This is a genomic window from Sphingomonas sp. CCH10-B3 (genome assembly GCF_001556185.1).
GTDB lineage: Bacteria > Pseudomonadota > Alphaproteobacteria > Sphingomonadales > Sphingomonadaceae > Sphingomonas > Sphingomonas aquatica.
The window spans coordinates 34,551-58,897 of record NZ_LSIJ01000101.1; the positions used below are offsets into that span (position 1 = coordinate 34,551).

Annotated in this window: 28 protein-coding genes; 13 read left to right on the top strand and 15 right to left on the bottom strand. The window is 66.2% G+C overall.

Features of this window, described 5'->3' with window-relative positions; translation table 11 throughout:
• Positions 1-28: 28 nt before the first annotated feature.
• Genes AX672_RS16150 through AX672_RS16180 form a run of 7 tightly spaced genes read right to left on the bottom strand, consistent with a single transcriptional unit; the run spans position 29 to position 6,915 of the window.
• A complete protein-coding gene (locus AX672_RS16150) occupies positions 29-451 on the bottom strand; it encodes a hypothetical protein (RefSeq protein WP_066653081.1) in 423 nt (140 codons plus the stop codon).
• Positions 444-1,772 carry a FliI/YscN family ATPase gene (locus tag AX672_RS16155; RefSeq protein ID WP_066653083.1) on the bottom strand — a complete coding sequence of 443 codons (1,329 nt, stop codon included), beginning with the start codon at positions 1,770-1,772 and terminating at the stop codon, positions 444-446. Before AX672_RS16155 ends, AX672_RS16150 begins: the two co-directional genes overlap by 8 nt.
• Positions 1,766-2,506: a FliH/SctL family protein gene (locus tag AX672_RS16160; RefSeq protein WP_066653086.1), complete on the bottom strand. Its 741-nt coding sequence runs from the start codon at positions 2,504-2,506 to the stop codon at positions 1,766-1,768. Before AX672_RS16160 ends, AX672_RS16155 begins: the two co-directional genes overlap by 7 nt.
• On the bottom strand, positions 2,499-3,530 hold the full coding sequence (fliG, locus tag AX672_RS16165; RefSeq protein ID WP_066653090.1) for a flagellar motor switch protein FliG: 1,032 nt from the start codon (positions 3,528-3,530) through the stop codon (positions 2,499-2,501). The genes AX672_RS16160 and fliG overlap by 8 nt, the downstream gene beginning before the upstream one ends.
• A complete protein-coding gene (fliF, locus tag AX672_RS16170; RefSeq protein ID WP_066653092.1) occupies positions 3,530-5,275 on the bottom strand; it encodes a flagellar basal-body MS-ring/collar protein FliF in 1,746 nt (581 codons plus the stop codon). The genes fliG and fliF overlap by 1 nt, the downstream gene beginning before the upstream one ends.
• Before the next feature lie 3 nt (positions 5,276-5,278).
• Positions 5,279-5,641, bottom strand: coding sequence for a flagellar hook-basal body complex protein FliE (fliE, locus tag AX672_RS16175; protein WP_066653094.1), 363 nt, complete (start codon positions 5,639-5,641; stop codon positions 5,279-5,281).
• A complete protein-coding gene (locus tag AX672_RS16180) occupies positions 5,638-6,915 on the bottom strand; it encodes a sigma-54 interaction domain-containing protein (protein ID WP_066653102.1) in 1,278 nt (425 codons plus the stop codon). Before AX672_RS16180 ends, fliE begins: the two co-directional genes overlap by 4 nt.
• A gap of 272 nt (positions 6,916-7,187) precedes the next feature.
• Here AX672_RS16180 and AX672_RS16185 point away from each other — a divergent pair, with 272 nt between their 5' ends.
• Together AX672_RS16185 and AX672_RS16190 are read left to right on the top strand one after the other, a co-directional pair.
• Positions 7,188-7,997, top strand: coding sequence for a flagellin N-terminal helical domain-containing protein (locus tag AX672_RS16185; protein ID WP_066653104.1), 810 nt, complete (start codon positions 7,188-7,190; stop codon positions 7,995-7,997).
• Positions 7,998-8,214: 217 nt separating this feature from the next.
• Positions 8,215-9,024: a flagellin N-terminal helical domain-containing protein gene (locus tag AX672_RS16190; RefSeq protein ID WP_066653284.1), complete on the top strand. Its 810-nt coding sequence runs from the start codon at positions 8,215-8,217 to the stop codon at positions 9,022-9,024.
• 15 nt (positions 9,025-9,039) lie between these two features.
• Here the strand turns inward: AX672_RS16190 and AX672_RS16195 are convergent, their stop codons facing one another.
• The 8 genes from AX672_RS16195 to AX672_RS16230 form a co-directional block, all read right to left on the bottom strand.
• Positions 9,040-9,792 (bottom strand): FliA/WhiG family RNA polymerase sigma factor, encoded by a 753-nt coding sequence (locus AX672_RS16195; RefSeq protein WP_066653106.1) that lies wholly within the window; start codon positions 9,790-9,792, stop codon positions 9,040-9,042.
• Positions 9,789-11,870, bottom strand: coding sequence for a flagellar biosynthesis protein FlhA (gene flhA / locus AX672_RS16200; protein WP_066653109.1), 2,082 nt, complete (start codon positions 11,868-11,870; stop codon positions 9,789-9,791). Before flhA ends, AX672_RS16195 begins: the two co-directional genes overlap by 4 nt.
• Positions 11,870-12,727: a flagellar biosynthesis protein FlgJ gene (locus AX672_RS16205; protein ID WP_066653111.1), complete on the bottom strand. Its 858-nt coding sequence runs from the start codon at positions 12,725-12,727 to the stop codon at positions 11,870-11,872. Before AX672_RS16205 ends, flhA begins: the two co-directional genes overlap by 1 nt.
• Before the next feature lie 68 nt (positions 12,728-12,795).
• Positions 12,796-13,107 carry a hypothetical protein gene (locus AX672_RS16210; protein WP_066653122.1) on the bottom strand — a complete coding sequence of 104 codons (312 nt, stop codon included), beginning with the start codon at positions 13,105-13,107 and terminating at the stop codon, positions 12,796-12,798.
• Entirely contained in the window at positions 13,094-13,399 is a 306-nt protein-coding gene (gene flgM / locus AX672_RS16215) for a flagellar biosynthesis anti-sigma factor FlgM (protein WP_066653124.1), read from the bottom strand. The genes AX672_RS16210 and flgM overlap by 14 nt, the downstream gene beginning before the upstream one ends.
• Positions 13,400-13,496: 97 nt before the next feature.
• The gene (locus tag AX672_RS16220) at positions 13,497-14,039 is read right to left on the bottom strand and encodes a flagella basal body P-ring formation protein FlgA (protein ID WP_066653296.1); all 543 of its coding nucleotides are present in this window, start codon (positions 14,037-14,039) and stop codon (positions 13,497-13,499) included.
• Positions 14,040-14,095: 56 nt separating this feature from the next.
• On the bottom strand, positions 14,096-14,629 hold the full coding sequence (locus tag AX672_RS16225) for a flagellar motor protein MotB (protein ID WP_231731405.1): 534 nt from the start codon (positions 14,627-14,629) through the stop codon (positions 14,096-14,098).
• Positions 14,626-15,507 (bottom strand): motility protein A, encoded by an 882-nt coding sequence (locus AX672_RS16230; protein ID WP_231731406.1) that lies wholly within the window; start codon positions 15,505-15,507, stop codon positions 14,626-14,628. The genes AX672_RS16225 and AX672_RS16230 overlap by 4 nt, the downstream gene beginning before the upstream one ends.
• A gap of 30 nt (positions 15,508-15,537) precedes the next feature.
• On the opposite strand from AX672_RS16230, the gene flgB reads away from it, so the two are divergent.
• Genes flgB through flgL form a run of 11 tightly spaced genes read left to right on the top strand, consistent with a single transcriptional unit; the run spans position 15,538 to position 24,265 of the window.
• Positions 15,538-15,891, top strand: a complete 354-nt coding sequence (gene flgB, locus AX672_RS16235) for a flagellar basal body rod protein FlgB (RefSeq protein WP_066653126.1) — start codon at positions 15,538-15,540, stop codon at positions 15,889-15,891.
• A gap of 3 nt (positions 15,892-15,894) precedes the next feature.
• The gene (gene flgC / locus AX672_RS16240) at positions 15,895-16,305 is read left to right on the top strand and encodes a flagellar basal body rod protein FlgC (RefSeq protein WP_066653128.1); all 411 of its coding nucleotides are present in this window, start codon (positions 15,895-15,897) and stop codon (positions 16,303-16,305) included.
• 2 nt (positions 16,306-16,307) lie between these two features.
• Complete coding sequence (locus AX672_RS16245; RefSeq protein WP_066653130.1) at positions 16,308-16,991, top strand: flagellar hook assembly protein FlgD; 684 nt, start codon at positions 16,308-16,310, stop codon at positions 16,989-16,991.
• Positions 16,992-17,026: 35 nt separating this feature from the next.
• Positions 17,027-18,289 (top strand): flagellar hook protein FlgE, encoded by a 1,263-nt coding sequence (locus tag AX672_RS16250; RefSeq protein ID WP_066653132.1) that lies wholly within the window; start codon positions 17,027-17,029, stop codon positions 18,287-18,289.
• Positions 18,290-18,322: 33 nt separating this feature from the next.
• Positions 18,323-19,069: a flagellar basal-body rod protein FlgF gene (gene flgF / locus AX672_RS16255; protein WP_066653135.1), complete on the top strand. Its 747-nt coding sequence runs from the start codon at positions 18,323-18,325 to the stop codon at positions 19,067-19,069.
• Between the two features lie 12 nt (positions 19,070-19,081).
• Positions 19,082-19,870: a flagellar basal-body rod protein FlgG gene (flgG, locus tag AX672_RS16260; RefSeq protein WP_066653136.1), complete on the top strand. Its 789-nt coding sequence runs from the start codon at positions 19,082-19,084 to the stop codon at positions 19,868-19,870.
• Positions 19,851-20,543, top strand: coding sequence for a flagellar basal body L-ring protein FlgH (locus AX672_RS16265; protein ID WP_066653137.1), 693 nt, complete (start codon positions 19,851-19,853; stop codon positions 20,541-20,543). Before flgG ends, AX672_RS16265 begins: the two co-directional genes overlap by 20 nt.
• Positions 20,544-20,557: 14 nt before the next feature.
• A complete protein-coding gene (locus tag AX672_RS16270) occupies positions 20,558-21,655 on the top strand; it encodes a flagellar basal body P-ring protein FlgI (protein ID WP_066653302.1) in 1,098 nt (365 codons plus the stop codon).
• The gene (locus tag AX672_RS18940) at positions 21,652-22,008 is read left to right on the top strand and encodes a rod-binding protein (protein WP_066653138.1); all 357 of its coding nucleotides are present in this window, start codon (positions 21,652-21,654) and stop codon (positions 22,006-22,008) included. The genes AX672_RS16270 and AX672_RS18940 overlap by 4 nt, the downstream gene beginning before the upstream one ends.
• Positions 22,005-23,351, top strand: a complete 1,347-nt coding sequence (gene flgK, locus AX672_RS16280; RefSeq protein ID WP_066653144.1) for a flagellar hook-associated protein FlgK — start codon at positions 22,005-22,007, stop codon at positions 23,349-23,351. The genes AX672_RS18940 and flgK overlap by 4 nt, the downstream gene beginning before the upstream one ends.
• Positions 23,352-23,359: 8 nt before the next feature.
• Positions 23,360-24,265, top strand: coding sequence for a flagellar hook-associated protein FlgL (flgL, locus tag AX672_RS16285; RefSeq protein ID WP_066653154.1), 906 nt, complete (start codon positions 23,360-23,362; stop codon positions 24,263-24,265).
• Positions 24,266-24,347: the final 82 nt, after the last annotated feature.

A 24,347-nucleotide genomic window follows, 5' to 3' on the forward strand; every position in this document is an offset into this window, starting at 1 on the left:
TCCCACGGGCACAATCGCCCCTGGGCGTTCAGCAAGGATCGTGCCGAACCTGCCGCGCGGGTGGCGCTTCTTCGAGCGCACGCATTTCCTTGATTGCCGCCACGGCCTCGCGCCGCGCGATCAGCTTCTCGACGGCGGTCTGGTCGCGTTTGGCGTCGAGCGTTGCCTGGGCTGCTTGCTGCGCCTGATGGGCGGCCTGACGCTCGCGCGCGATCGCCGCCTGCGCCGACTGGTTCAGCCGCTCGCGGTAATGCGCGGCAGCCATCAACGTGAAGGCGCCTGCGCGCTCGGCTTCGGGCGCGACATTGGCGGCAAGCTGGGCGATGCGTTCGCGCAAGGCGGACTCGCTTGCCAGCCGTTCGTTCGCCAGCACTTCCTCAGCACGCACCAGCCCGAGTTGCAGCGTGCGCACGCGCAAAATGCGTTCAAGCGGAGCCCGGCGCTTAGCCATCGCCGAACACGCCAATCAGCTCGGTCGCGGCTTCGTCGAGGCTCACCACCTGATCGGGGTCCTGCCGGATATAGTCGAGGATCGCGGGGTGGTAGGCGATGGCCGCGTCGATTTCCGGGTCGGCGCCGCCGCGATAGGCGCCCATCAGCACCAGATCGCGGTTCTCCTCATAAGTCGCGAGATGCCCGCGCAGGATGCGCGCGGCCTTTTGGTGCGTCTTGCCGACGATGTCGGTCATCACCCGGCTGACCGACGGACCGATGTCGATCGCGGGATAGACGCCGCGCTCGGCAAGCTGGCGCGAGAGCACGATATGCCCGTCGAGGATCGACCGCGCGCTGTCGACGACCGGATCATTGCCGTCGTCGCCGTCCGCCAGCACTGTATAGATCGCGGTGATCGACCCGCCCGACGACACACAGGTGCCCGCGCGCTCGATCAGATTGGGCAGCATCGCAATCGCCGACGGCGGATAGCCGCGCGCCGATGCTGGCTCGCCGAGCGCCAGCCCGATCTCGCGACCGGCATGCGCGACGCGGGTGAGCGAATCCATGATCAGCAGGACATTCTTGCCCTCGGCCCGGAAAGCCTCGGCAATTGCGGTTGCGCGCAGCGCGCCGCGGATGCGCAGCACCGGCGAGTGATTGGCCGGCACCGCCACGACGACCGAGCGCGCGCGCGCATCGCCCGCCAGCTTGGTTTCGAGGAAGTCGGCGACCTCGCGGCTGCGCTCGCCGATCAGCCCGATGACGATGACATCGGCACGCGCCGCGCGCACGATCATGCCGAGCAGCACCGATTTGCCGACGCCCGAGCCCGCCATGATGCCGATGCGCTGACCCTGGCCGATCGTCAGCAGGCCGTTGATTGCACGGACGCCGACATCCAACGGCTGGAGCACGCGCCCCCTGTCGAGCGGGGATTGCAGCTTGCCGCCGAGCGGCCAATGCCCGGCGCCGCGCACCGGCCCAAGCCCATCGATTGGCTTGCCCGCGCCATCGACGACACGGCCCAGCAAGGCCCGGCCGACCTCGGCTTCGCCGGGAGGGCCGATCGGGCGCACCGGCGCGTGCGGCAGCAGCGGCGCCGAACCGCCAAGGTTCATCATCAGCGTGCGGTCACCGCGAAAGCCGATCACTTCGGCCTCGACCCGGCCTTTGCCCGAACCGACCGAACAGACGGTGCCGACCGGTAGCGCCAGCCCGGTCGCTTCCATCAGCAAGCCGTCGAAGGACGCCAGCCGCCCCGACACGCGCGGGCTCGGCGCGAAATCAGCGCGCGCGACCGAATCGAGATAATCGCCGGTGAAGCGGTTCAGCATGCGGGCGGCAGCGCCACGCGGTCGATCGCGGCGGCGAGTTGTTCGAGCCACATTTCGGGGCCATCCTCGACGATCGTCGACGCTGCTTCGAGCACGAACGAGCCGCGCGCGACATTCTCATCGCCGACCGGAAAGATCGTCGCCGCCAACCGGTCCTTCAGCAGATCGACATCGTCGGGGTGAACCCGCAGCAGCGCCGATTCGGCCGCATCGGCGAGCAGCGCGGTCGCGCTGTCGATGCGGGCGGCGAGCAATTCGCCCGAAACGCCGACTTCGCCGACCATCTTGGTGACAAGGAACATCACCGTTTCGCGCAGCTGGCGCGCGAGCGCTTCGCGGTCAATATGCTCGGCCGATCGCAGCGCCGAAGCCAGGGTTGCGAACAGCGTCGCGTCCCGCTCGCCCGCCGCATCATCGAGCGCGCGGGCGTGCGCCATCCCTTCGGCAAAGGCTTGTGCGCGGGCTGTGGCGATCGGATCGACAAAGGTGTCGCGCGCGGTGTCGGCTTCCTCGCTATCGTGATCTTCCGGCGCAAAGGAGCGCGGGCCGACCGGCTGCGGCGAAAAGGAATGCGGCCCTGCGGCCGGTCGATCGGTCTTGCGGCGCCCGTGATTGGCGCGGGCCTTCAGGTCTGCGGGCGCAAACGGATCGCTGGCGATCAGCGCAAGGTGCGCGCGTGCCGCCGGGTCGTGGCGTGCAACAAAGCCGGCCGCGAAGCCTGCGAGCTCAGACATAATCGTCGTCGCCCCCGCCCATCATGATCGTGCCGTCCTTGGCGAGCGCGCGCGCGATCTGGATGATCGCCTTTTGCGCTTCGAGCACTTCGGACAGACGCATCGGCCCGCGCGCTTCCATTTCGTCGCGGATGCCGTCGGCGGCACGCGCCGACATGCAGCCGAGGAAGCGATTGCGTGCCGCTTCGTCGACGCCCTTGAGCGCGCGCACCAGCAGGTCGCTTTCGATGTTGCGGATGAGCGTGCCGAGATTCTTGTCGTCGAGTTCGAGCAGATTATCGAACACGAACATCGCTTCCTCGATCGCGCGCGCGACTTCGCGGTCGATCTTGGCGAGCTTGGGCATCACCCGCTGTTCGGTCGATTTGCGCGACGACTGCATGATCTTGGCGGCTTCGCGCGTGCCGCCGAACATGACGCCGGCGGCCTGCCCACCGAGTCCGATCCGCTTGGCAAGCACAGCTTTCAGCGTTTCGATCGCTTCCTGCGTGATCGGCCCCAGCTTGGCGACGCGGTGGAGCACGTCGGGCTGGACGGTGTCGGGCAACAGTTCAAGAACTTGTGCCGCAACCGACGGATCGAGATTTGCGATCAGCACGGCAGCGATCTGCGGATGTTCCTTTTCGACCAGCTGGGCGATGTCGCTGGCGTCGAGCCAGGCCAGCAGTTCGATCGCGCCGGCATCCTGCGGCGGCGTGATCCGCGCGAGCACGCTTTCGGCCTTTTCGGGGCCGAGTGCCTTGGTCATCATACCTTCGATCCGCGGGCGCGGGTCGAAACCGATGGCAGTGCGTTCCCGCGCGCGATCGACGAAATCGTCGAGCACCGATTCGACTTCATCCTCGCTGACATCGGCAACCGCGAACATCGCCTTGCCGAGCTGGCGGACTTCCTCGGGATCGAGCTTCTGCAGGATGGCGGCGGCTTCCTCGTCGCCGACCAGCATCATCAACACGGCGGCGCGTTCGACGCCCGTGTAGCTGCGCGGCGGCGCATCATCGTTGCGGCTAGCGGTCTCGGGCATCAGCGTGCGTCCGCCTTGATCATGTCGCGCACGGCCAGCGCCGCGCGCGTCGGGTTGTCGCGGGTGAAGCCGCGCACCATGCCGATGCGTTCGTCATAGCTGCGCGCCTGGTCGAGCATGTCGATCGACACCGGCACCTGCTGGCCAGCGGCGTTGAGCGCGATCGGCGGTTCGCCCGGCACTTCATTGGGCACGGCGACCTGCGCTTCGCTGCTGCCACTGTTGGCGAGCGCTAGGCGCGGGCCGTCATCCGGGCGCTTGCGCGTCATCGACTTGACGATCGGCCGCACGCCGAACAGCACCAGCAGCAGCGCGACGATGATGGCGGTGCCATTGCGCGCCGCCACCGCGACCCAGCCGGCTTCGTACCACGGCTGCTTCTCGTCGAGCGGCGTCGGTCCTGCAAATTTGCGGGCGACGACGATCACCTGATCGTTGCGCGCAGCATCATAGCCGACGGCAGCACGCACCAGCTGGGTGATCTGCTGGATTTCGGCGGGGCTGCGCGGCTTGCCCTTTTCATTGTCGCGCAGCAGCACCGCGACCGACAACCGCTTGATCTGGCCGGGGATGGCGCGCGTCACCGACACTTCCTTGTCGAGATCATAGGCGCGGGCGTAGTTTTCTGCCGCCTTGGGAACGGCGGGCTGAGCCGCCGGAGCCGGTGATGCTGTGGCGGCTGCCGCGGGTGTGCCGCTCGCTGCCGGCGTTGGCGTGGGCGAAGGCGTCGGCTTGGGGGCCGTCACCGCCGCAGGCGGCGGCGGCGTGTTCGACAAGGCGCCGGGGATGCCGCCGGGGGTGCCGTTGGCGCCGTCGCGCGTCTCGCCGCTCCAATTGCCCTGTTCGGCACGCAGCGCCCCCGACTTGTCATAGGTTTCGCGCGTCGCCTGGGTTTCGTCGAGGTTCACTTCGGCCTGAATCTCGGCAGAGAAATTGCCGACACCCACCAGCGGCGTCAGCATCTGTGCAAGTTGCTGGCGGTATTTGTCCTCGATCCGCCGCTGGAAATCGATCCGCGCCTGTGCCGCGATCGATCCACCGTCCTGGCCCGGGGCGTGCGTCAACAACGCGCCCATCTGGTCGACGATCGTCACCATGTCGGGCTTCATGCCCGGCACCGACGAAGCCGTCAGGTTGACGATCGAGGCGACCTGCGCGTCCGACAGGCTGCGGCCGGGCTGGAGCTTGACGATCACCGATGCCGACGGCGCCGAATTGTCGCGCACGAACACGCTCGTCTCGGGCATCGCAAGGTGGACGCGCGCCTCGGCTACCGCGTCGATTTCCTCGATCGACTTGGCGAGTTCGGTCTCGCGCGCCTGCCGCAGCCGCTCGCCCTCGACCGCGCGGGAAACGCCCATCGGCAACTGGTCGAGCAGCGCATAACCGCCCGGCGCCGCCTTCGGCAGGCCCTGGCTTGCGAGCAGCAACCGCGCCCGCGAATAATCATCCTCTGCGACGGTCAGCGCACCGGTGCCGCTGTCGATCTTGCTCGCGATGTTGCCGGCCTGGAGCGCCGACGTGACCGCTGCCTTGTCGCTGTCAGGCAGCGACTGGAACAGCACTTTCTGCGGCGGCGTCGCGAGCATCAGCCACGCGCCTGCGGCGCTGGCGATCAGCGCGATCAGCAGCACCATCGGCAGGCTGCGGCGCACCACAGGCAGTGCGAGCAGATCATTGATCTGGCGCACCGGATTGGCAAAGCGCTCGGGGAGCGCGGGCGAAGGGGTGAGTTGCGTGGCCATCGATTATACCGGCATGCTCATGATGTCCTTGTAAGCGGACAGAAGTTTGTTCCGGACCTGCAGCGTGGCTTCGAAGCCGACGGCTGCTTCCTGGCGGGCGAGCATCACTTTCGCGATGTCGATCGTCTCGCCGCGTTCATAGGCTGCGCTGATCGCGCCCGCGCGCTGCTGCCCGGCGTTGACTTGGCTGAGCGCGTCTTCAAGGCTCGCGGCGAAGCTTTTGGGCGCGCTGGTTGCGGGCGCGACCGGCGTTGCTGCCGGAGTCGCATTGGCGCGCTGAAGCGCTTGATTGCGCTCCAGAATCTGGGCGCGCAGCGCGAGCACGCGGTCGATGCCGCCACCGCCACCGATGCTGTTCACGCTCATGCCGAAACTGCCTTGCCGTTGCCGATACCGGCGGTGATGTCATCGCCTTGCTCGCGCGCACGGGCGAGCCGGTAGCGCAAGGTGCGTTCCGAAATGCCGAGCCGCCGCGCGGTTTCGACCCGGCTGCCGCCGCACGCTGCCAGCGTGTCGCGGATCGCCTGATATTCGCGCATTTGGACGATGTTGTTGAGCGTCTCGACGGGGGCATCGTCACGCCGGGGCGCTGGAGCTGCCGCCGGACGGTCGAACAGGATGTGGGCGGCGCTGATCGTGTCGCCGGCTGCGAACAGCAGCGCGCGCTGGATCACATTTTCAAGCTCGCGGACATTGCCGGGCCAGTCGTGCCCCATCAGCACCTCGACTGCCGAGGCATCGGGCCATGGGATGACGCTGCGCCCCTGCGAGTGCCGCAGCACCAGCGTTGCGGCGAGCGCCGGAATGTCCTGCGGCCGGTCGATGAGCGGCTTGGTGTTGAGCGGAAACACGCTCAGCCGGTAGTAAAGGTCGGCGCGGAACCGCCCGGCGGCGACTTCGCCCTGCAAGTCGCGGTTGGCGCATGCAATGACACGTACGTCGATCGGCTCGGGCTTGGAGGCACCGAGCGGGACGACTTCGCGTTCCTGCAGCGCGCGCAGCAGCTTGGCCTGAAGATTGAGTGGCATTTCGGCGATTTCGTCGAGCAACAGCGTGCCGCCGTTCGCGGCGCGGAAAAACCCCTCGCCGCCCGATGAGGCGCCCGTGAACGCGCCCTTCTGGTGGCCGAACAGCAACGCTTCGAGCATCGACTCGGGCAGCGCCGCACAATTGATCGCGACGAACGGCTTGGCGGCGCGGCTCGAGCCGAGATGGATCGCCCGCGCCAGCACTTCCTTGCCGGTGCCGGTCGGGCCGTTGATCAGCACGGTGATGTCGGCGGCGGCAACGCGTTCGGCCAGCGCATAAAGTGCTAGGCTTTCGGGATCGGCAGCGGTCGGCTGATCGGGGCCGGCGACGAGCGCGCGGGCAAAGGCGTCGCCGATCGCCTGATCGTCGTCGCCATAGGCGATGCGCGCCGGATTGCCGTCGCGCGCCGGGACCACATAGCGCCCTTCGTTACCGACGATGACCGTGCGGGCCGGCGCCGGCGGGATTTCGCCATCGGCAACCAGGAACAGGTCTCCGGCTGCCGGCTTGCCGTCCTCGAACGAGCCAAGTTGGAAGCCCTGCGCGCGAAGCGATGAAATCAGGGCATATTTCTGCCTGAGAACAGCGGCAGATGGAAAAATCGAACGCATCAAAACTTGCCCCCTTGGTCGACGCAATGTGCGGTCGACATGGTAAATCACTGGTTAACCAGACCCCCGCCCGGCAATTTTTTTCCGCCTTGCCGGACCGGCTTGCCGCCGTCCGTCAATAAGGATTGCAAGTCCCATGCCGAATGAGCGGCAAAGGGGGCGTTTGCGAATCTGCTTAATGTTGCGCCCACAGTGCCGTTTGTTGGTTCGACGGCACGGCTCTTCCGGTGGGGGGCGGTGGGGACGTCGGACTGTTACATGGAGACACGGAAATGACCGTTATCGGAACCAACGTCGCCGCCCTGAAGGCGACCAACGCAAACAACGCCGCGTCGTCGGCGCTGTCGGCGAGCATCGAACGCCTGTCGACTGGCAAGCGCATCAACTCGGCCAAGGACGATGCCGCTGGCCTCGCGATTGCGTCGGCTTTCACTTCGCAGATCCGTGGCCAGAGCCAGGCGATCCGCAACGCCAACGACGGCATCGCGCTTGCTCAGACCGCCGACGGCGCGCTGGGCGAAGTCACCAACATCCTGCAGCGCATCCGCGAGCTGGCAGTTCAGTCGGCTTCGGGCACCTACTCGGATGACGACCGCACGAACCTGCAGGCCGAAGTCACCGAACTGCAGGGTCAGCTGACCGACATTCAGGCGAAGACCACCTTCAACACGGTCTCGCTGGTCGACACGGCGGCTGCCACGGTCACCATCCAGACCGGCGACGGCTCGGCTGACACCGTCGACCTCAACGTCGGCAACGTCGACCTGACGGCGGCGCTGGCCGTCGACATCTCGACGGCTGCCGGTGCAACGACGGCGATCGACGATCTCGACACCGACCTTGCGACGGTCAACACGCAGCGCGCGACGCTGGGTGCCGGCCAGAGCCGCCTGCAGTCGGTCGTCAACAACCTGACCTCGAGCGTCGCCAACCTGACCGACGCGCGCAGCCGCATCGAAGACGTCGACTTCTCGACCGAAACGACCAACCTCGCCCGGGCGCAGATCCTGAGCCAGGCATCGACCGCGCTGATCGCTCAGGCGAACCAGTCGCAGCAGGGCGTGCTCCAGCTGCTCCGCTAAGGCGCGTTTGGGTAAACGGTCCCGGCGCCTCCCCCCAATTGCGCCGGGACCGACCCTGCCGAAAGGCAGGCAACAGAAACCCCGGCGACTTCGTGTCGCCGGGGTTTTGGTTATTTTCATCCCTTTGGATGGTTAAAATCATCGCAGTCTGGTCGTTACTCGATTCATGATCGCGCCGCGTATCGCGCGCGAAACCGTTGATCCGGGGGAGGACAGGATGACCGTCATCGGCACCAATGTGGCAGCGCTGAAGGCCACCAATGCCAACAACCGCGCCGCCAGCGACCTGAACAGCAGCATCGAACGCCTGTCGACCGGCAAGCGCATCAATTCGGCTCGCGACGATGCCGCCGGCCTGTCGATCGCTGCATCGTTCACGTCGCAGATCCGCGGACGCGAACAGGCGATCCGCAACGCCAGCGACGGTATTGCCCTGCTACAGACCGCCGATGGCGCGGCCGGTGAACTCGCCAACCTCTATCAGCGCGCACACGAACTTGCGGTCCAGGCCGCGTCGGGGACCTACAGCGACGACGATCGCGCGAACCTGTTCGCCGAAGTGTCGCAGATTTCGCAGCAGGTCGACCTGATCTGGCAGGAAACAACCTTCAACGGCGTGTCGATTCTTGCGACTGCCGCCGCTGCGGTTTCGATCCAGACCGGATCCGACAGCAGCGATACCGTCTCGCTCACCGTTGGCGGGCTCGATCTGACCTCGACGCTCTCGACGCCGGACAACACGGCCGCGACCGCGACCGCGCTGATCGACACGACCGAAACGGCGCTCAAAAGCATCTCGACGTTCCGGGCGACGCTGGGTGGCCAGCAGAGCCGGCTCGATTCGGTGATCGCCAACCTGACGGTCGGCGTTGCCAACCTGACCGACGCCCGCAGCCGGATCGACGATGTCGATTTTTCGGTCGAGACTACCAAGCTGGCCCGTGCGCAGATTTTGAGCCAAGCCTCGACCGCACTCATCAGCCAGGCGAACCAGTCGCAGCAAGGCGTGCTCCAGCTGCTCCGCTAAGGGGAGCGCCGCAAGCTAGAGCTTGCGGGCGAGCGCGCGCTGCAGCTTGTCGTGCGCGGCCTTCTTGATCTGGCACACACGCGCCGAGCCGACGCCGAGCACCTGGCCGATTTCCTCGAGGTTCATTTCCTCGACGTAATAGAGCTGGATCACCTGCGCTTCGCGTTCCGGCAATGCGGCAATCGCGGCCGCGAGCATCGCGCGCTGGTCGGCTTCGGCCAGTTGTTCGAATGCATCGGGCTCGCCACTCGCGAACAGCGCCGATTCATCCTGATAAACGTCGTCGATCGAATCGAATATCACCGGCTCGGCCGTCGCATAATCGGCGCGCAATTTGTCGACGCTGACGCCGAGCTTGCCCGCGACGACAGCCTCGTCGGGCCGCTTGCCGGTCTCGGCGGTCAGCGCTGCAACGGTTTCCTGATAGAGCTTGCGGCGCCGCATCGCCCCGCGCGTGATCGTCGCCTGCCGCCGCAGCTCGTCGATCATCGCGCCGCGCACCCGCGTCAGCAGATATTGCTCGAACGTCACCAGCCCGCGATCCTCGAACGACCCGGCGGCTTCGATCAGCGCGACCAGCCCGATCTGGATCAGATCCTCGATCTCGATCGCGCTGCTCATGCTGCCATGGACGTGCCAGGCGACGCGACGGACAAGGCCGGCATGCTTCTTCGCCAGCGCCTCGATGTCCGGGCGCATCTTGCCCTTGCGGCCATAGACCAACGGCGTGGCGGCTTCGAACGCCTGATGGAGCGGCGGCGCGGTCATGAAAGCGCCTGCGGGGCGCCGATGACGGCGACGACTTCGACCGATTTGTCTTCGGGCACCTCGAAAAAGCTCATCACGGGGGTGTCGGGCATCACCGATTTTACCAGCTTGCGGATCGCAAGGCGGATGGTGGGCTGCACGACGAGCACGAACGGCTTGCCTTCCTCGATCAGCGGCTGCGCAGCGCGCTGCAGCGCCTCGACGATGCGGCGGCCGAGATCGGGCTCGATCGCATGGCGGCGCGACGGGTCGGAACGGACCGCCTGCCCCAGTAGCGCTTCGAGCTGGCCTTCGAGCGTCATCACGCGCAGCGCCTCGCGCGGGCCGCACATCTTCTGGATGATCAGCGCACCGAGATCGGGGCGGATCGCTTCAATCAGCTCCTCGGCGTCGAGCGTACGCTGCGCGGCAACCGCGATGGCGGCGGCGATGCGGCGGAATTCCTTCAGCGGAATACCTTCGTCGAGCAGCCCGCGCAGCACTTGCGTCAGCACCGTAAGCGGCACCGGCTGCGGCGACAGCGCCGCGACGAGGTTCGCCGCGCGCTCCTTCAGATTGTCGAGCAGGTTCTGCACTTCGTCCGGGCCGAGCAGATCGGCGGCGTGGCTGCTGAGCAGATGGTTGAGATGCGTCGCGATTACCGTCGCGGCATCGACCACCAGATAGCCCGCGCCGGTCGCAGCATCGGCATCGGCGGGCGAAATCCACACCGCGTCGAGCCCGAAGGTCGGGTCCTTCGCTGCCTTGCCCTGCAGACGGCCATAGGCTTGCCCCGTATCGAGCGCGAGCATCTCGTCGGGCGAGACGACATCATCACCGAGGACGACACCACCCACGACGATGCGATAGGCATAGGGTGGCAGGTTGATGTCGTCGCGCACGCGTACCTGCGGCACGACGAAGCCGAGTTCTTTCGACAGCTGGCGCCGCACGCCGGTGATGCGGCCCATCAGCTGGCTGCCGCGGCGTTCGTCGACCAGCGGCACGAGGCCATAGCCGATGTCGAGATTGATCTGCAGCGTGTCCGCCACTTCTTCCCAGCCGATGATCGACGGATCGACAACGGCGGGCGGGGCTGCCTCCACGACCTTCGGGCGCTTGGCGGCCTGCGCGGTGCGATAGGCGACATAGCCGGCCGCCGCCGCTGCGGGCAGGATCACGAGGTGCGGCATGCCCGGCATCACGCCAAGCAGCGCAAGGATCGCCGCGACCGGTGTCCAGGTCCGCGCCGAGCCGAACTGGCTGCCGATCTGGCCGGCCAGATCCTGCGACGAGGTGACGCGCGTCACGATCGTCGCGGCGGCGATCGACAGCATCAGCGACGGGATTTGGGCGACGAGCGCGTCGCCGATCGCCAGCAGCACATAATTATGCGCGGCATCGCCAATCGTCATGCCGTGGCTGAGCGGCCCGAGGATCAGCCCGCCGATGATGTTGGCGGCAAGAATCAGCAGGCCGGCAATCGCATCGCCCTTCACGAACTTCGACGAACCGTCCATCGATCCGTAGAAATCGGCTTCGGTCGATACTTCGATGCGCCGCGCCTTGGCTTCGTCGGGCGTGATCAGGCCGGCATTCAGATCGGCGTCGATCGCCATCTGCTTGCCCGGCAACGCGTCGAGCGTGAAGCGCGCCGACACTTCGGACACGCGGCCCGCGCCCTTGGTGACGACGATCATGTTGATGATGACGAGGATGGCGAACACGAACAGCCCGACGACATAGTCGCCGCCGATCAGGAAAGTACCGAACGCCTCGATCACCTTGCCCGCCGCTGCCTCGCCTTCATGGCCGTGGACGAGCACGACGCGGGTCGACGCAACGTTGAGCGACAGCCGGAACAGCGTCGCGAACAGCAGCACGCTGGGGAAGGCCGAGAAATCGAGCGGCTTTTGCGCGTTGAGCGCGACCATCAGCACGGCAAGGCTGATCGTGATGTTCATGATGAAGAAGACGTCGAGCGCGGCTGCCGGGATCGGCACGACCATCAGCAGCACGAGCAGCAGGATCGCGACCGGCAATGCTGCCCCGCGTGCGGCAAGACCTGCATTGAAACGCGGCAAGGCAAAACCGGCCATTACAGGCCACCCAACTGTGCGAGCAGCAGATAGGCCAGCCGCGCATTATCGGGCGACGGGCGCAGGATCGGCGCAGCCGCGCGCGTCGATCGCGCTCCGCCGTTCAGTTGATCGAGCGTTGCCTGCGCCCAGCGCGCCGCGCCGCTCTGGCTCTCGCCCGCGCCGGGGATGATCTCGGCGCCGTCGGCAATCCCCTCGCCCAGCACAGCCGAGGCTAGGCCGGTCGCGCCTGCACGGCCCGCCCCATTGTCGAGCTTGGCAGCAAAGCGTTCGTAGATTTCGGCAACGGTGCGCGGCTGGCCGTTCGCGCCGTAGAAGATGTTGCGGTTGCTGCGCGCGGCTGCCGGAAACAGCGCGGCGCCGATCTGGTCGGGATTGTTCTGCAGCACGCCAAGGAATTTGCGCGCGCCGCCCAGCCCCAGAAAATGCGCCATGTAGAGATCGGTGCCGGTCGCTTGTCGCCCGAGGCTTGCTTCGATCCCGGCCTTGTTGTCGGCGGCATGTTCGGCGGCCATCAACGCCGATGCCTGCGGGTCATTCCGCAGGTTGAGGATCGCCTGCCGCGTTGCCGCGTCGCTGACCCGCAGCCGACCGCCCGCGCCCGGCTCGATCGCATCGGCTGCCCAGCCGAGGCCATGTTCGGCGCCATGTTTCTTGACCACCGACAGCCAGCTTTGTTCGATGAATTGATAGAGGCCTTTGGCAGACGAGGTCGGCGCCTTGGCTTGGGCATTCAGCCCGCTTTCGACCTGTGCCTGTCCAAGCAGATAGTTGAAATCGATTCCGGTCTTGGCGGAGGCCAGCGCGATCGCCGACTGGACACCCCCCTGAACGCTGGCGATTGGATTGACGCTCATCGCTTCCCTGCTGCCTAAGGCTTATTCAGCCTCTAGATCAGCAAGGTTCGTGCCAGATGGCCCGCCGATCAGGCGAAAGCGTAGCCGCCCGCGCGATAGGCGGCGCGGCCATCGCCGGTCAGCTGCTGGAGCCGGCGGCGGACATTGGCGCTCATCAGGTTCACATAGATCCGGCAGGTCTCGTTCAGCCGGTGCGCTTCTTCGGCGAGTGCGCGCAGATCGCCCGTCGGCGGCGTGTGATCGAGCGCGGCAACGGCGTCGATCGCGACGAGCTTGCTCTGCGTCGCGCGCTCAAGGCCGACGACGTCATTTGCCTTCAACGCGGCGATTTCGGCGTGCAGCGCTTCGATCACGCTGACCAGTGCATCACGACGGTTCACGGGGGATCCAGTTCAGCTTGAGCGCGATCAGGCGATCGGCGACATTTTCGGGCGAAATCGGGTAAGTCCCCGTCGCGATCGCATTGCGGATACGCGCAACGCGATTTTCATCGACCGGCGGCTTGGCGGCAAGCTCGCCGACCAGGCTCTGCAGTGCCGATGCCGTCGTCGACGGCTCGGCGGCGCTGGGCTTGGGCGCAGGCACGACTGGCTGGGCGACAGGCGCAGCGGTACGCGCGGCTGCTACCCGCTCGGTTGCCGTGACTGGCGCTGCACTGATCCGATCGACCATTTTGCGACCTTCGCTGCTTTTGCTGCTACGACGGGGGAAACGACGGTCTTCAACAAAACTTAAGAGAAAAATTCACAAAAAATTCAGTGGGCGGTCATCACCTTGAAAAGCCCGGCAAAGTTGCCCGACCGGGTTCGAGCGCAATCGCCTGAATCGGCTTTTTGGGGCCGGCAACATCGACCAGCAGCCGTGCACCGGCGGCAGCATCGGTCATCGCAATGCCATCACGCGTCACCGAAAAGCCGCCGCTGTTGACTTCGACGCTGACCGGATCGCCACGCTTGATAACGATCTCGGGCTTGGGCTGGACGACTGGCGCTGCAACCGGTGCGGGCGCAGCGACCGACGGCGGCGGTGCGACGGCGGGCATCACGACCGGCACGAAAATCCGCCATTCGGCATCGGCACAGGTGATGACGACCGCGTCGTGATTGTCCTGCCGCCACTTCATCATCAGCGTCGAGCAAGGCGCGAGCTTCAGCCGCGGATCGACCGGCGTGCGCGCTCCGCCCTCGGCACCGATCGGCCGCCCGGTGAAATTCGCGACTGCTCGGTCGAGCGTTGCCGTATCCTGAAATCCCGTCTGGGCAATTGCCGGTGCGGCAGTGCCGATCAACAGGCAAGCAATCCACGCTTTCATCTTCAGCTCCTCATGGCCCTTCAGCGGGCGGCAAGTTCGGGTTGCCGGGCGGCAAATCATTGCCGCCCCCCGGCAAAGGCAATGGTCAGATAGACGCCGCGCCGACCCGGCATCACGCTCGACCCAATGGCGACGCGGCCGCGCGGCAGCGCCTTGGCATCGGCAAGGGCAGCCGCGATCGCGCGGGCGCGGTCGCTCGCGAGCAGCGCGGCGCTGCCGGTCAGCGGATCGACATCTTTCGCGCTGCCATCGGCATAGCCGGTGACGCGAATGACCACGCGGTCGTCGCGCGTCGCTTCCCGCGCCCAGGCAATCACGGCGTCAGGGGCAATCGGAAGGTCGCTGCTGCCGGCTGCAAAATCGAACATCGCCGCGGCCGCAACCGGCGCGGGCTCTGCCGCCACCTTCATCAGCGGCGTAGCGGTACCCGCAAAGCCCTGCCGCACGCCATCGACAATCGCGCGGCGATCAGCCCCCTGATGCGCCATCACCAGCACGAAAAAGCCCAGCAGCAACAGCGCGAGATCGGCCAGCGTCACCAGCCAGATCGGGCGCGCAGGCGGCGCATCGGGAAAAAAGGCCGTATTCATGCGAGCATCTCCACATCATCCTCGACAGCGACCGGCCCGATCCGGCGCGGTGCCTCGCGGACCGCTAGCAGGCGCAGCGGCGCTTCAAGCCGGAGTCGTTCGAACGCTTCCTCGCGCGCGGCGCGGCGCAACCGCGCGGCCACCGGCAGCGCAACCAGGCTGGCGAGCACCGCGCCGTAGAGCGTGGCGAGCAGCGCAATCGCCATCGCACCGCCGATCGCATTGGGATCGTTCATCTTCAGGAACATCCGCACCAGCCCGATCAGCGTGCCGATCATGCCCATCGCCGGGGCGAGCTCGGCGGCGGCCGACCACACATCGATCGCGGCCAGATGCCGCTCGGTCCGCGCCAAGCGCCGGGTCGCGAGCAAGTCGGCGACGGCATCGCCATCGGCCCCGTCGACGATTGCCGCGACGCCAGCCGCGACATCGGGGTCGGCGATCACCGAGCGATCAAGCGCCAGCACGCCGTGGCGCTTGGCGATCCGGCCGAGGGCGCCGATCTGCTCGATCAGCGGCTCGGCGCGGAACCGGCCGCGCGGCAGCACGCGCAGCGCCGAGATCGCGCGCGCTAGATCGCGCGCCGGGGTCCGCAACACCAATGCAGCGAGCGTCCCGCCCACGACAATCGCAGCGGCGGCAGGGTCAAGATAGGGCGCAAGCGCCTGTGTGACTTCGGTTGGGCTCATGTAGCCATTGATTAGCAAGGTCCGCGCCAAATCACGGGTGGGCATCCGGGACCGGTGACCCGACCGGCCCGGCGGCAGGCGATTGCCGCCCCCCGGCAAAGCCTTGCCGCCACGTTTGCCGCCCATCCCTGCCGCATCGGCAACGCACGCCTTGCCCGCAATTGGCACGGTGATTGCTTGATAGGTCACGCAGGATTTTTTGCGTGAGGGTTTGCCACGATGGCCGACGATCTTCTCTTTGGAGTGCACGGTGCCGCGCTTGAGGTGCGTTCGCGTCGCCTCGGGCTGCTGGCGTCCAACATCGCCAATGCGTCGACGCCGGGCTTCAAGGCGCGCGACATCGATTTCCGTGAAGCGATGAAGGCGGCGAGCGGGCCGCGCGGCCTGAGCGACGGCGCGATCGACGCCGCCACCAAATATCGCATGCCACTGGTCGCCTCTGCCGATGGCAACACCGTCGAACTCGCGACCGAGCAGACCGCCTTTGCCGAAAATGCCGTGGCCTATCAGACGACCTTGTCGTTCCTGAACGGCCGCATCGGCCAGATTACGCGTGCATTGAGGGGCGAATAAAAGATGGCCGGTCAACCGCTCAACATCTTCCAGGTCGCGGGCCGCGCAATGTCGGCGCAGCTCGTGCGGCTGAACACGACCGCGTCGAACCTTGCCAATGCAGGCGTCGTCGCGTCGAGCGAAGACGCTGCCTACAAGACGATGAAGCCGGTGTTCCGCACCGAGTTCGACAAGGCGTCGGGCCTGTCCACCGTCAATGTCGAAAGCGTCATCCAGGCCGGCAACCGCCCGACCAAGACCTATGACCCGTCGAACCCGCTTGCCGACAAGGACGGCAACATCTGGGAAGCGGCGGTCGATCAGACCCGCGAGCTCGTCGACATGATGGAGACCGCGCGCAGTTACCAAAACAATGTCGAAGTGATGCAGACGGCGAAGTCGCTGATCCTCGATACCCTCAAGCTGGGACGCTGATCATGGCGACGAGTTTCGATACCACGCTGCAAAATCTGGGGATCGGTCGCACGTCGACTGCGCCGACGGTAAAGACCGCGACGCAGGCCGACCAGCTGACCCAGAACGATTTTCTGAAGCTGCTGACCGCACAGCTGAAGAATCAGGACCCGACCGACCCGGTCGATGCGACCGACCAGCTGACCCAGCTCGCGCAGTTTTCGACCGTGAGCGGCATCAGCGAGATCAATTCGACGCTGAAGGCGATCCAGGACAAGCTCGGCAGCAGCTCGACCAGCGATGCACTCGCCTATGTCGGCCATAATGTGCTGACCGAAGGCAATATTGCCTATCCGCGCCAGTCGGGCGGGATTACGGGCGCAGTCGATCTGGCGAGCGATGCAAGCGACGTGCGCGTCGCGATCGTCGGCTCGAACGGATCGGTGCTCAAGACGCTGTCACTCGGCGCACAGCCCAAGGGCACAGTCGATTTCGACTGGGACGGCATCACCGACAATGGCGAGCCCGCCGGCGACGGCCCCTACACGCTCAATGTCAGCGCCAACAACAATGGCCGGGTCGTCGGCGCCACGCCGTTGGTCTGGGCGCCGGTGACCGCCGTGTCGCTGCCTGCCAACGGCACTCCGCAACTCACGCTGCCCGGCATCGGCACGGTCGCTGCCAGCAAGGTCCGCCAGGTCGGCTGATCCAACCCCATCCAGTTTCGTCGAGGAGAGTAACCATGTCGATCTACACGTCCCTCAGCGGCATTCAGGCCGCGCAGACCGATCTTTCGGTGATTTCGCACAATCTGGCGAACGTCACGACCAATGGCTTCAAGAAGAGCCGCACTGACTTTGCCGATGTGATCGCCACCTCGGTCTCGGCCAAGCCGAGCTCGGCGATCGGCGCGGGCGTCGTCGTGACCGGCAACCGCCAGCAGTTCACGCAGGGCAATCTGGTCCAGTCGCAGTCGTCGCTCGACCTCGCAATTTCGGGCGATGGCTTCTTCGCGGTCAAGCCGCAGCTTGGCGCAGCCGCGACCAACTTCACGCGCAACGGCGCATTTCTGGTCGATTCGGACCGCTATGTCGTCGATGCCAAGGGCAGCTATCTTCAGGTCTACCCGGTCGATGGCAGCGGCGCGGTCGTTACCTCGGGGATCGACGGCGCGCAGAGCCTGCGCCTGCCGGCCACCAGCGGCACGCCGATCGCGACCACCACGGTTGCGCTGACCGCCAACCTGCCGGGCGGCTCGCCGGTTCCGGGCGCCGCCGCGTTCGATCGCTTCGACCCGTCGAGCTACAATAATTCGACCCAGACCGTGATCTATGATGCCGAGGGCAATCCGCGCACGCTGACCAATTATTTTCGACGCGAAACCGTCGCCAATGCCGCGACGCCGACCAGCACCTGGAGCGTCTACAGCTTCGTCGGCGACCAGCAGCTGACGGTAGGCGGCAATGCCGCGATCACGCTGACCTTCGACAATGCGGGCGTGCTCGCATCGCCGACCGCGCCGAGCAGCTTCGACAGCTTCACGCCGACCGGCAGCCCCAATTCGCAGACGATTGCTTTCGATCTGAGCACCAGCACGCAACGCGCGCTGCCGTTCGACATTGCCACGCGCAACCAGAACGGAGTTGCTGTCGGCCTGATCCAGGGCGTAACGGTCGATGAAAAGGGTCTCGTCAAGGCGAGCTTCTCGAACGGCGACACGCAGAATCTGGGCCAGGTCGTGCTCGCGACCTTCACCAATCCGAGCGGCCTGCGCCAGCTCGGCAACAGCTATTGGTCGGCAACCGGCCTGTCGGGATCGGCGATCGCCGGGTCACCGGGCAGCAACGGCTTCGGCAATCTGCTGTCGGGCACGATCGAACGCTCGAACGTCGACACGACCGAAGAACTGGTCGCGCTGATCGCGGCGCAGCGCGCTTTTCAGGCCAATGCCAAAGCGCTCGAAACCGACAAGCAGGTCGTCCAGACGCTGTTCAACATCCAGTAATCGTTCGCGAAACTGGCGCAGGGAATGAATTGAATGGATAAGCTGATCTATACGGCGGCATCGGGCCTGAAGGCGCATCTCGCGTCGCAGGCAGCGATCGCCAACAACATCGCCAACGCGTCGACAACCGGCTTTCGCGCCGATCGCGTCGTGTTCGATCAGCTGAAGATCAGCAATTCGTCGAGCTTCCCGCGCCAGCCGGCATCCGAATCGGTCGTTGATTTCGATCGTCGTGCCGGAACGATCAACCAGACTGGTCGTCCGCTCGATATCGCTATCAACGGCGAAGCGTGGATCGCGGTTCAGGACAAGGACGGACAGGAAGCGTACACCCGGCGCGGCGACCTTCAGGTGGCCGCATCGGGGGTGCTGGAAACCGGCGACGGTTTCCCGGTGATCGGCTCGGGGGGGCCGATCACCATACCCCCTGCGCAAAAGGTGACGATCAGCCCCGAAGGCGTCGTCACCATCATTCCGCTCGGCGCAACCTCGGGCGCGCCCGCACAGGTGATCGATACGATCAAGCTTGCCAGCGACAAGGGCACCAAGACGGTCAAGGGCAATGACAATCTGCTCCACGTCGACGGCGGCGGCGTGCTGCCGCGCGATCTGAACGCCCGGGTCGTGACGGGGGCGCTTGAGCAGTCGAACGTCAATCTCACCGAAGCGCTGATCGATATGATCGAGAACCAGCGCAGCTACGAAGTTCAGGCAAATCTGATCAAGTCGACCAAGGATCTGGACGAAAGCAGCGCGCAGTTGATGCGCCTGCCGGGTTGAAGGGAATAGTATATGGGTAGCGCCGCACTTCACATCGCACGCACCGGGCTCGATGCCCAGGACATGCGCATGCGCGTGATTTCGAACAACTTGGCCAACGTGAACACGACCGGCTACAAGCGCGATCGCGCGGCGTTCGAAACACTAGCGTATCAGACGGTGACCGCGCCGGGTGCGCCGAGTACGTCGGAAACGCGCTATGCGACCGGGCTCAACCTCGGCACCGGCGTGCGCATTCAGGGCACGGCGCGGATCGACACGCAGGGCACGCTCGCGCAGACCGGCAATTCGCTCGATCTCGCGCTCGACGGCGAGGGCTATTTTCAGGTCCAGCTGCCGGGTGCGCAGCTCGGCTACACGCGCGCGGGCAATTTCAGCCGCTCGGCGCAGGGCTTGCTGGTGACGGCGGAGGGCTATCAGGTCCAGCCGGGTATCACCATCCCCGAAGGCACGACCTCGATCACGATCGGCACCGACGGCACTGTCTCGGCGGTGATTCCGGGGCAGACCGAACCGAGCCAGGTCGGCCAGATCCAGATCGCGACCTTTCCCAATGCGGCGGGCCTGCTGTCGATCGGCGACAACTACCTGACCGAAAGCGCGGCGTCGGGCGCCGTCAATCTCGGCATCGCCGGGCAGGACGGGCGCGGCAACATCCGCCAGGGCGCGCTCGAAGGATCCAATGTCAATGTCGTCGAGGAACTCGTCGACATGATCGAGACCCAGCGCGCTTACGAAGTCAATTCGAAGATGATCACCGCCACCGACGAGATGCTGAAATATGTCAACCAGAACATCTAAGGCCGCGTTCCTGCTGGCAGCCGGCGTCCTCGCCTGCATCGTCGCCGTGCCGCAGCCGGCGGTCGCGAGCCTGTTCGGCAAGAAAAAGCCGCAGCCCGATTTCAGCGCGTCAAAGCCGGTGCCGCCGCCACCGCCGCCTGCCAATGGCTCGATCTATCAGGCGTCGACCGGTTATGCTTCGCTGCACGAAGGCTGGCGTGCGCGCCGGGTCGGCGATCCGCTGACGATCACGCTGGTCGAGCGCACGCTCGCGTCGAAGTCGGCGAGTTCGAAGCTCGACAGCGGCGGCACCGCGGCGTTCATTCCGCCGAGCACCGGCCCACTCTCGTTCGACGCCAATTCGTCGAAAGTCGGCGGCAATCGCGGCTTCAACGGCCAGGGCACGGCCGACCAGTCGAACACGCTGTCGGGCGAACTGTCGGTCACGGTCGCCGAAGTCTATCCCAATGGCACGATGCTGGTGCAGGGTGCCAAGCGCGTGACGCTCAACCGCGGCGACGAATTCGTCCAGATCAAGGGCATCGTCCGCATGGCCGATGTCGACGCCGACAACCGCGTGCTGTCGACCCGCGTTGCGGACGCGCAGATCGCCTACACCGGCAAGGGCGACGTTGCCCGCGCCAGCCGCCAGGGGTGGTTCAGCCGCTTCTTCTCCGTGATCAGCCCGTTCTGATGGGAAGCCTGACCATGCTCCGCCGCCTTTTCCTCGCCATTCTGATGAGCCTGTCGCTCGCGACGCCGGCCTGGGCCGATCGCGTGAAGGACCTGGGCGCCTTTCAGGGCATCCGCAGCAACCAGCTGACCGGCTATGGCATTGTCGTCGGCCTGCCTGGCACGGGCGACGACAACCTCGAATATACGGTGCAGTCGCTCAAAAGCGTCGCATCGCGCTTTGGGCTGCAATTGCCGCCCAACATCAACCCGTCGCTCAAGAATTCGGCGGCGGTGCTGATCACTGCCGAACTGCCGCCGTTCGCCAAGCCTGGCCAGAAGATCGACGTGACGGTGGCTGCGCTCGGCAAGGCCAAATCCTTGCGCGGCGGCGCGCTGATCCTGACCCCGCTGCAGGGTGCCGACGGCCAGATCTATGCGATGGCGCAGGGCTCGCTCGCGGTCGGCGGCTTGGGTGCCGAAGGCGCCGACGGGTCGAAGATCGTCGTCAACGTCCCCTCCTCGGGCCGCATTCCCGAAGGGGCGACGGTCGAACGCTCGGTCGATACCGGCTTTGCGACGACGCCTGTGCTGACCTTCAACCTTGCCCGCAGCGATTTCACCACCGCGCAGTCGATTGCAGCGGCGGTCAATGCGCGGCTCGGACCGGGCCGCGCGCAGGCGGTCGATGGTGTGTCGATCGCGATCGCCGCGCCCGAAGGCGCCGATCTGCGCGCCACGCTGATGAGCGAAATCGAAAATCTCACCGTCACCTCGGCCGAGCCCTCGGCGCGCGTCATCGTCAATGCGCGCACTGGCACCGTCGTGATCAATTCGGCGGTCAGACTCGGCCCGGCTGCCGTCACGCAGGGCAAGCTCACCGTGCGCGTCGATGAATCGCAGCGCGTCAGCCAGCCCGCGCCGTTCAGCCAGGGCCAGACCACGGTCCAGCAGAAAAGCGGCGTCGGCGTCACCGAAGAGGTCAAGCCGATCTTCCTGATCGAACCCGGCCCCAAGCTTGCCGATGTCGTGAAGGCAATGAACGCGATCGGCGCCTCGCCTGCCGATCTCGTCGCGATCCTCGAGGCGCTGAAGGAAGCAGGCGCCCTCAAGGCCGAGCTGATCATCCTGTGACCGCGCCCGTCGCCCCCACGCTTCCGGCAACCGCCGTCGATACCGCAGCGATCGGCACCGACACGCGTCGGCTGGCCTCGCGCGCCAATCTCGACAAGGCGGGTCAGGCGTTCGAAGCGGTCTTCACCAAGATGATGCTGAAGTCGATGCGCAACACGCATCTGGCCGAAGACCTGTTTTCGAACAAGGCGATGGAAACGTTCCGCGACATGCAGGACGATCAGGTCGCATCCGCCATGGCCAATGCCAAGCCGATGGGCATCGGCAAGGCCGTCACCGAGTTTCTGGCCAAGTCCGACCCGGCGCTCGCGAAACCTATTGATAACACTCCGCGTGCCATAACGCCGCCATGAGCGATCTGCTTTCGATCGGAGCCAGCGGTCTGCGCGCCTATCAATCGGCGTTGACGACGGTTTCCGATAACATCGCCAATGCCAGCACGCCGGGCTATTCGCGCCGGACGACGACGCTTGCCGAAGTCGCGCCGAGCAGCGGCGTGCTCACTTCGCTGCGCAGCACGGCGGGCAACGGCGTGGTCGTCACTGGCGTCGGCCGCGCGGACGATCCGCTCAAGACCGCCGCCGCGCGCAGTGCCGGAGCCGACCTCGCGCGCACCGAAACCAGCATTTCCGCGCTCGAGCGGATCGAAAGCGGGCTTGCCGGCAGCGATCTCGCCGCGCGGCTGACCGGCTTTTTCAACGCTGCCAACGCCATTGCCGCCAACCCGACCGCGAGCGCCCCGCGCGCCGCCGCGATCGAAGCCGCGAGCAGCGTCGCCAATGCCTTTGCCACCACCGGTCGCGCGCTCGATCAGGCCAATGCCGATCTCGACAGTTCGGCCGAGGGCGCGGTGTCGTCGATCGATTCGCTGGCGGCATCGCTCGCCCGCGTCAACAACGGCCTCTCGCGCAGCAGCCCGAACAGTGCGGGTCAGGCCAATCTGCTCGACCAGCGCGACCAGCTGCTCGACCAGCTCAGCAACCTGACCGACATCGGCGTCGCGACCGACGCCTTAGGCCGCGCCACCGTCACGATCGGCGGCAATGCCGGCCCCGTGCTGGTCAGCGGCAACGAAGCAGGCAATGTCACCTTCGTGCGGGGTAGCAACGGCGCAGCGTCCTTCGCCGTCCACCGCCTCGGCTCCTCGACCACGATCGCGCCAACCGGCGGCGCGCTCGCGGGGCTCGCCGACAGCGCCCAGCGGATCACCGATACCCGCAACGCGCTTAACGCCGTCGCCAGCGACTTCGTCAGCGGCGTCAACGCCGTGCAGGCACAGGGGCGCGACCTCGACGGCAATCCGGGCGCGGCGCTGTTCGCGGTCGGCACGACGCCGACCGACATCAGCGTGACGCTGTCCGGGCCGCGCGGGATTGCCGCCGCTGCCGTCGGCGGCGGCCCGCGCGACAACAGCAATCTGGCGGCGCTGGCCGCACTGCGCACGAGCGGCGGCTTCGAGAACGCAACCACCGCGCTTGCCACCGACAACGCCGCCACGCTCCAGAACCGTACGACCGTCGCCGATGCGCAAGCATCGATCCGGGATGCCGCGGTCACCGCGCGCGATGCCGTGTCGGGCGTCAATCTCGATACCGAAGCGGTCGACCTGCTGCGCTTCCAGCAGGCCTATCAGGCGTCGAGCCGCGTGATCCAGGTCGCGCGCGACACGCTCCAGACCCTGCTCGACATCCGCTAGGCGCCGCGATGACGACGATCGGCACCAACCTTTTCTATGATCGCGCTGCCGGGCGGCTCGCCTCGCTTTCGTCGGCGACCACGCGGCTACAGACCCAGATCAGCACCGGCATCCGGCTCGAAGCGCCCTCGGACGACGCCGTCGCATTCGAACGGCTGCAGGCACTCGCGCGCAGCAACGCCGATGCGACCGTCAACAAGAGCAATATCGATCTTGCCAAGACCGTGCTCGGCCAGGCCGACACCACGCTCGGCGATGTGACGAGCCAGTTGCAGCGTGCGCAGGAACTGGTGATCCAGGCGAACAGCGGCACGCTATCCGATTCCAACCGCGCGATCATCGCCACCCAGCTACGCGGCATCGTTGATGATCTCGTCGGCCTGGCGAACACCAAAGACGCGCGCGGCGGGCCGCTGTTCGGCGCCGCGACCGGCGACACCGCCGTCACGCGCGACGCAAGCGGCACTGTCAGCTTCGCCGGCACCGGTAATCCGCCGACCATCCCGATCGGCGACGGTCTCGACGTCCAGCCGAGCGAAAGCGCCGAGCGCATCTTCGGCCTTGGTGGCAGCGACATCTTTGCCGCACTCAGCAATTTTGCAACCGCGCTCGAAACGCCCGGCGCCGCCGCGGCCAGCAGCGCGGCAAGCGCAACGCTCAGCGGGCTGACGACCGCGCTCGATCAGGTCAGCAGCGCGCGTGGCTCGGTCGGCGCTCGCGCGGCGCGGCTCGACCTCGAATCGGCGCGGATCGAAGCCGCCGACACCGCCCGCGAAGCCGAGCGCAGCGGGCTGGAAGATACCGACATCACCAAGGCAATCGTCGATCTGCAAAAGGCCAGCACCATTTTGCAGGCGACGCAATCGAGCCTCTCGCGGCTGAGCCAGCTGTCGCTGTTCGATTATCTGCGCTGACCGTCGCCGCGGTTAACCGATTGGCGACGAAATTGGTGAATAAAGCATGAGAATGGTCGTTTCCCCGCATGCGGGGATCGAC

What these genes read in the sequence shown, in the direction of transcription:
- flgG (WP_066653136.1), top strand. Translation starts at nt 19,082, where the DNA reads ATGGGTAGCGCCGCACTTCACATCGCACGCACCGGGCTCGATGCCCAG.
- flgB (WP_066653126.1), top strand. Translation starts at nt 15,538, where the DNA reads ATGGCCGACGATCTTCTCTTTGGAGTGCACGGTGCCGCGCTTGAGGTG.
- AX672_RS16245 (WP_066653130.1), top strand. Translation starts at nt 16,308, where the DNA reads ATGGCGACGAGTTTCGATACCACGCTGCAAAATCTGGGGATCGGTCGC.
- AX672_RS16180 (WP_066653102.1), bottom strand. Translation starts at nt 6,915, where the DNA reads ATGCGTTCGATTTTTCCATCTGCCGCTGTTCTCAGGCAGAAATATGCC.
- AX672_RS16185 (WP_066653104.1), top strand. Translation starts at nt 7,188, where the DNA reads ATGACCGTTATCGGAACCAACGTCGCCGCCCTGAAGGCGACCAACGCA.
- AX672_RS16220 (WP_066653296.1), bottom strand. Translation starts at nt 14,039, where the DNA reads ATGAAAGCGTGGATTGCTTGCCTGTTGATCGGCACTGCCGCACCGGCA.
- flgF (WP_066653135.1), top strand. Translation starts at nt 18,323, where the DNA reads ATGGATAAGCTGATCTATACGGCGGCATCGGGCCTGAAGGCGCATCTC.
- flgK (WP_066653144.1), top strand. Translation starts at nt 22,005, where the DNA reads ATGAGCGATCTGCTTTCGATCGGAGCCAGCGGTCTGCGCGCCTATCAA.
- fliE (WP_066653094.1), bottom strand. Translation starts at nt 5,641, where the DNA reads ATGAGCGTGAACAGCATCGGTGGCGGTGGCGGCATCGACCGCGTGCTC.
- flgM (WP_066653124.1), bottom strand. Translation starts at nt 13,399, where the DNA reads ATGGTCGATCGGATCAGTGCAGCGCCAGTCACGGCAACCGAGCGGGTA.
- AX672_RS16225 (WP_231731405.1), bottom strand. Translation starts at nt 14,629, where the DNA reads ATGAATACGGCCTTTTTTCCCGATGCGCCGCCTGCGCGCCCGATCTGG.
- AX672_RS16190 (WP_066653284.1), top strand. Translation starts at nt 8,215, where the DNA reads ATGACCGTCATCGGCACCAATGTGGCAGCGCTGAAGGCCACCAATGCC.
- AX672_RS16160 (WP_066653086.1), bottom strand. Translation starts at nt 2,506, where the DNA reads ATGTCTGAGCTCGCAGGCTTCGCGGCCGGCTTTGTTGCACGCCACGAC.
- AX672_RS16195 (WP_066653106.1), bottom strand. Translation starts at nt 9,792, where the DNA reads ATGACCGCGCCGCCGCTCCATCAGGCGTTCGAAGCCGCCACGCCGTTG.
- AX672_RS16150 (WP_066653081.1), bottom strand. Translation starts at nt 451, where the DNA reads ATGGCTAAGCGCCGGGCTCCGCTTGAACGCATTTTGCGCGTGCGCACG.
- AX672_RS16205 (WP_066653111.1), bottom strand. Translation starts at nt 12,727, where the DNA reads ATGAGCGTCAATCCAATCGCCAGCGTTCAGGGGGGTGTCCAGTCGGCG.
- AX672_RS16250 (WP_066653132.1), top strand. Translation starts at nt 17,027, where the DNA reads ATGTCGATCTACACGTCCCTCAGCGGCATTCAGGCCGCGCAGACCGAT.
- flhA (WP_066653109.1), bottom strand. Translation starts at nt 11,870, where the DNA reads ATGGCCGGTTTTGCCTTGCCGCGTTTCAATGCAGGTCTTGCCGCACGC.
- AX672_RS16270 (WP_066653302.1), top strand. Translation starts at nt 20,558, where the DNA reads ATGCTCCGCCGCCTTTTCCTCGCCATTCTGATGAGCCTGTCGCTCGCG.
- flgL (WP_066653154.1), top strand. Translation starts at nt 23,360, where the DNA reads ATGACGACGATCGGCACCAACCTTTTCTATGATCGCGCTGCCGGGCGG.
- fliG (WP_066653090.1), bottom strand. Translation starts at nt 3,530, where the DNA reads ATGCCCGAGACCGCTAGCCGCAACGATGATGCGCCGCCGCGCAGCTAC.
- fliF (WP_066653092.1), bottom strand. Translation starts at nt 5,275, where the DNA reads ATGGCCACGCAACTCACCCCTTCGCCCGCGCTCCCCGAGCGCTTTGCC.
- AX672_RS16265 (WP_066653137.1), top strand. Translation starts at nt 19,851, where the DNA reads ATGTCAACCAGAACATCTAAGGCCGCGTTCCTGCTGGCAGCCGGCGTC.
- flgC (WP_066653128.1), top strand. Translation starts at nt 15,895, where the DNA reads ATGGCCGGTCAACCGCTCAACATCTTCCAGGTCGCGGGCCGCGCAATG.
- AX672_RS16155 (WP_066653083.1), bottom strand. Translation starts at nt 1,772, where the DNA reads ATGCTGAACCGCTTCACCGGCGATTATCTCGATTCGGTCGCGCGCGCT.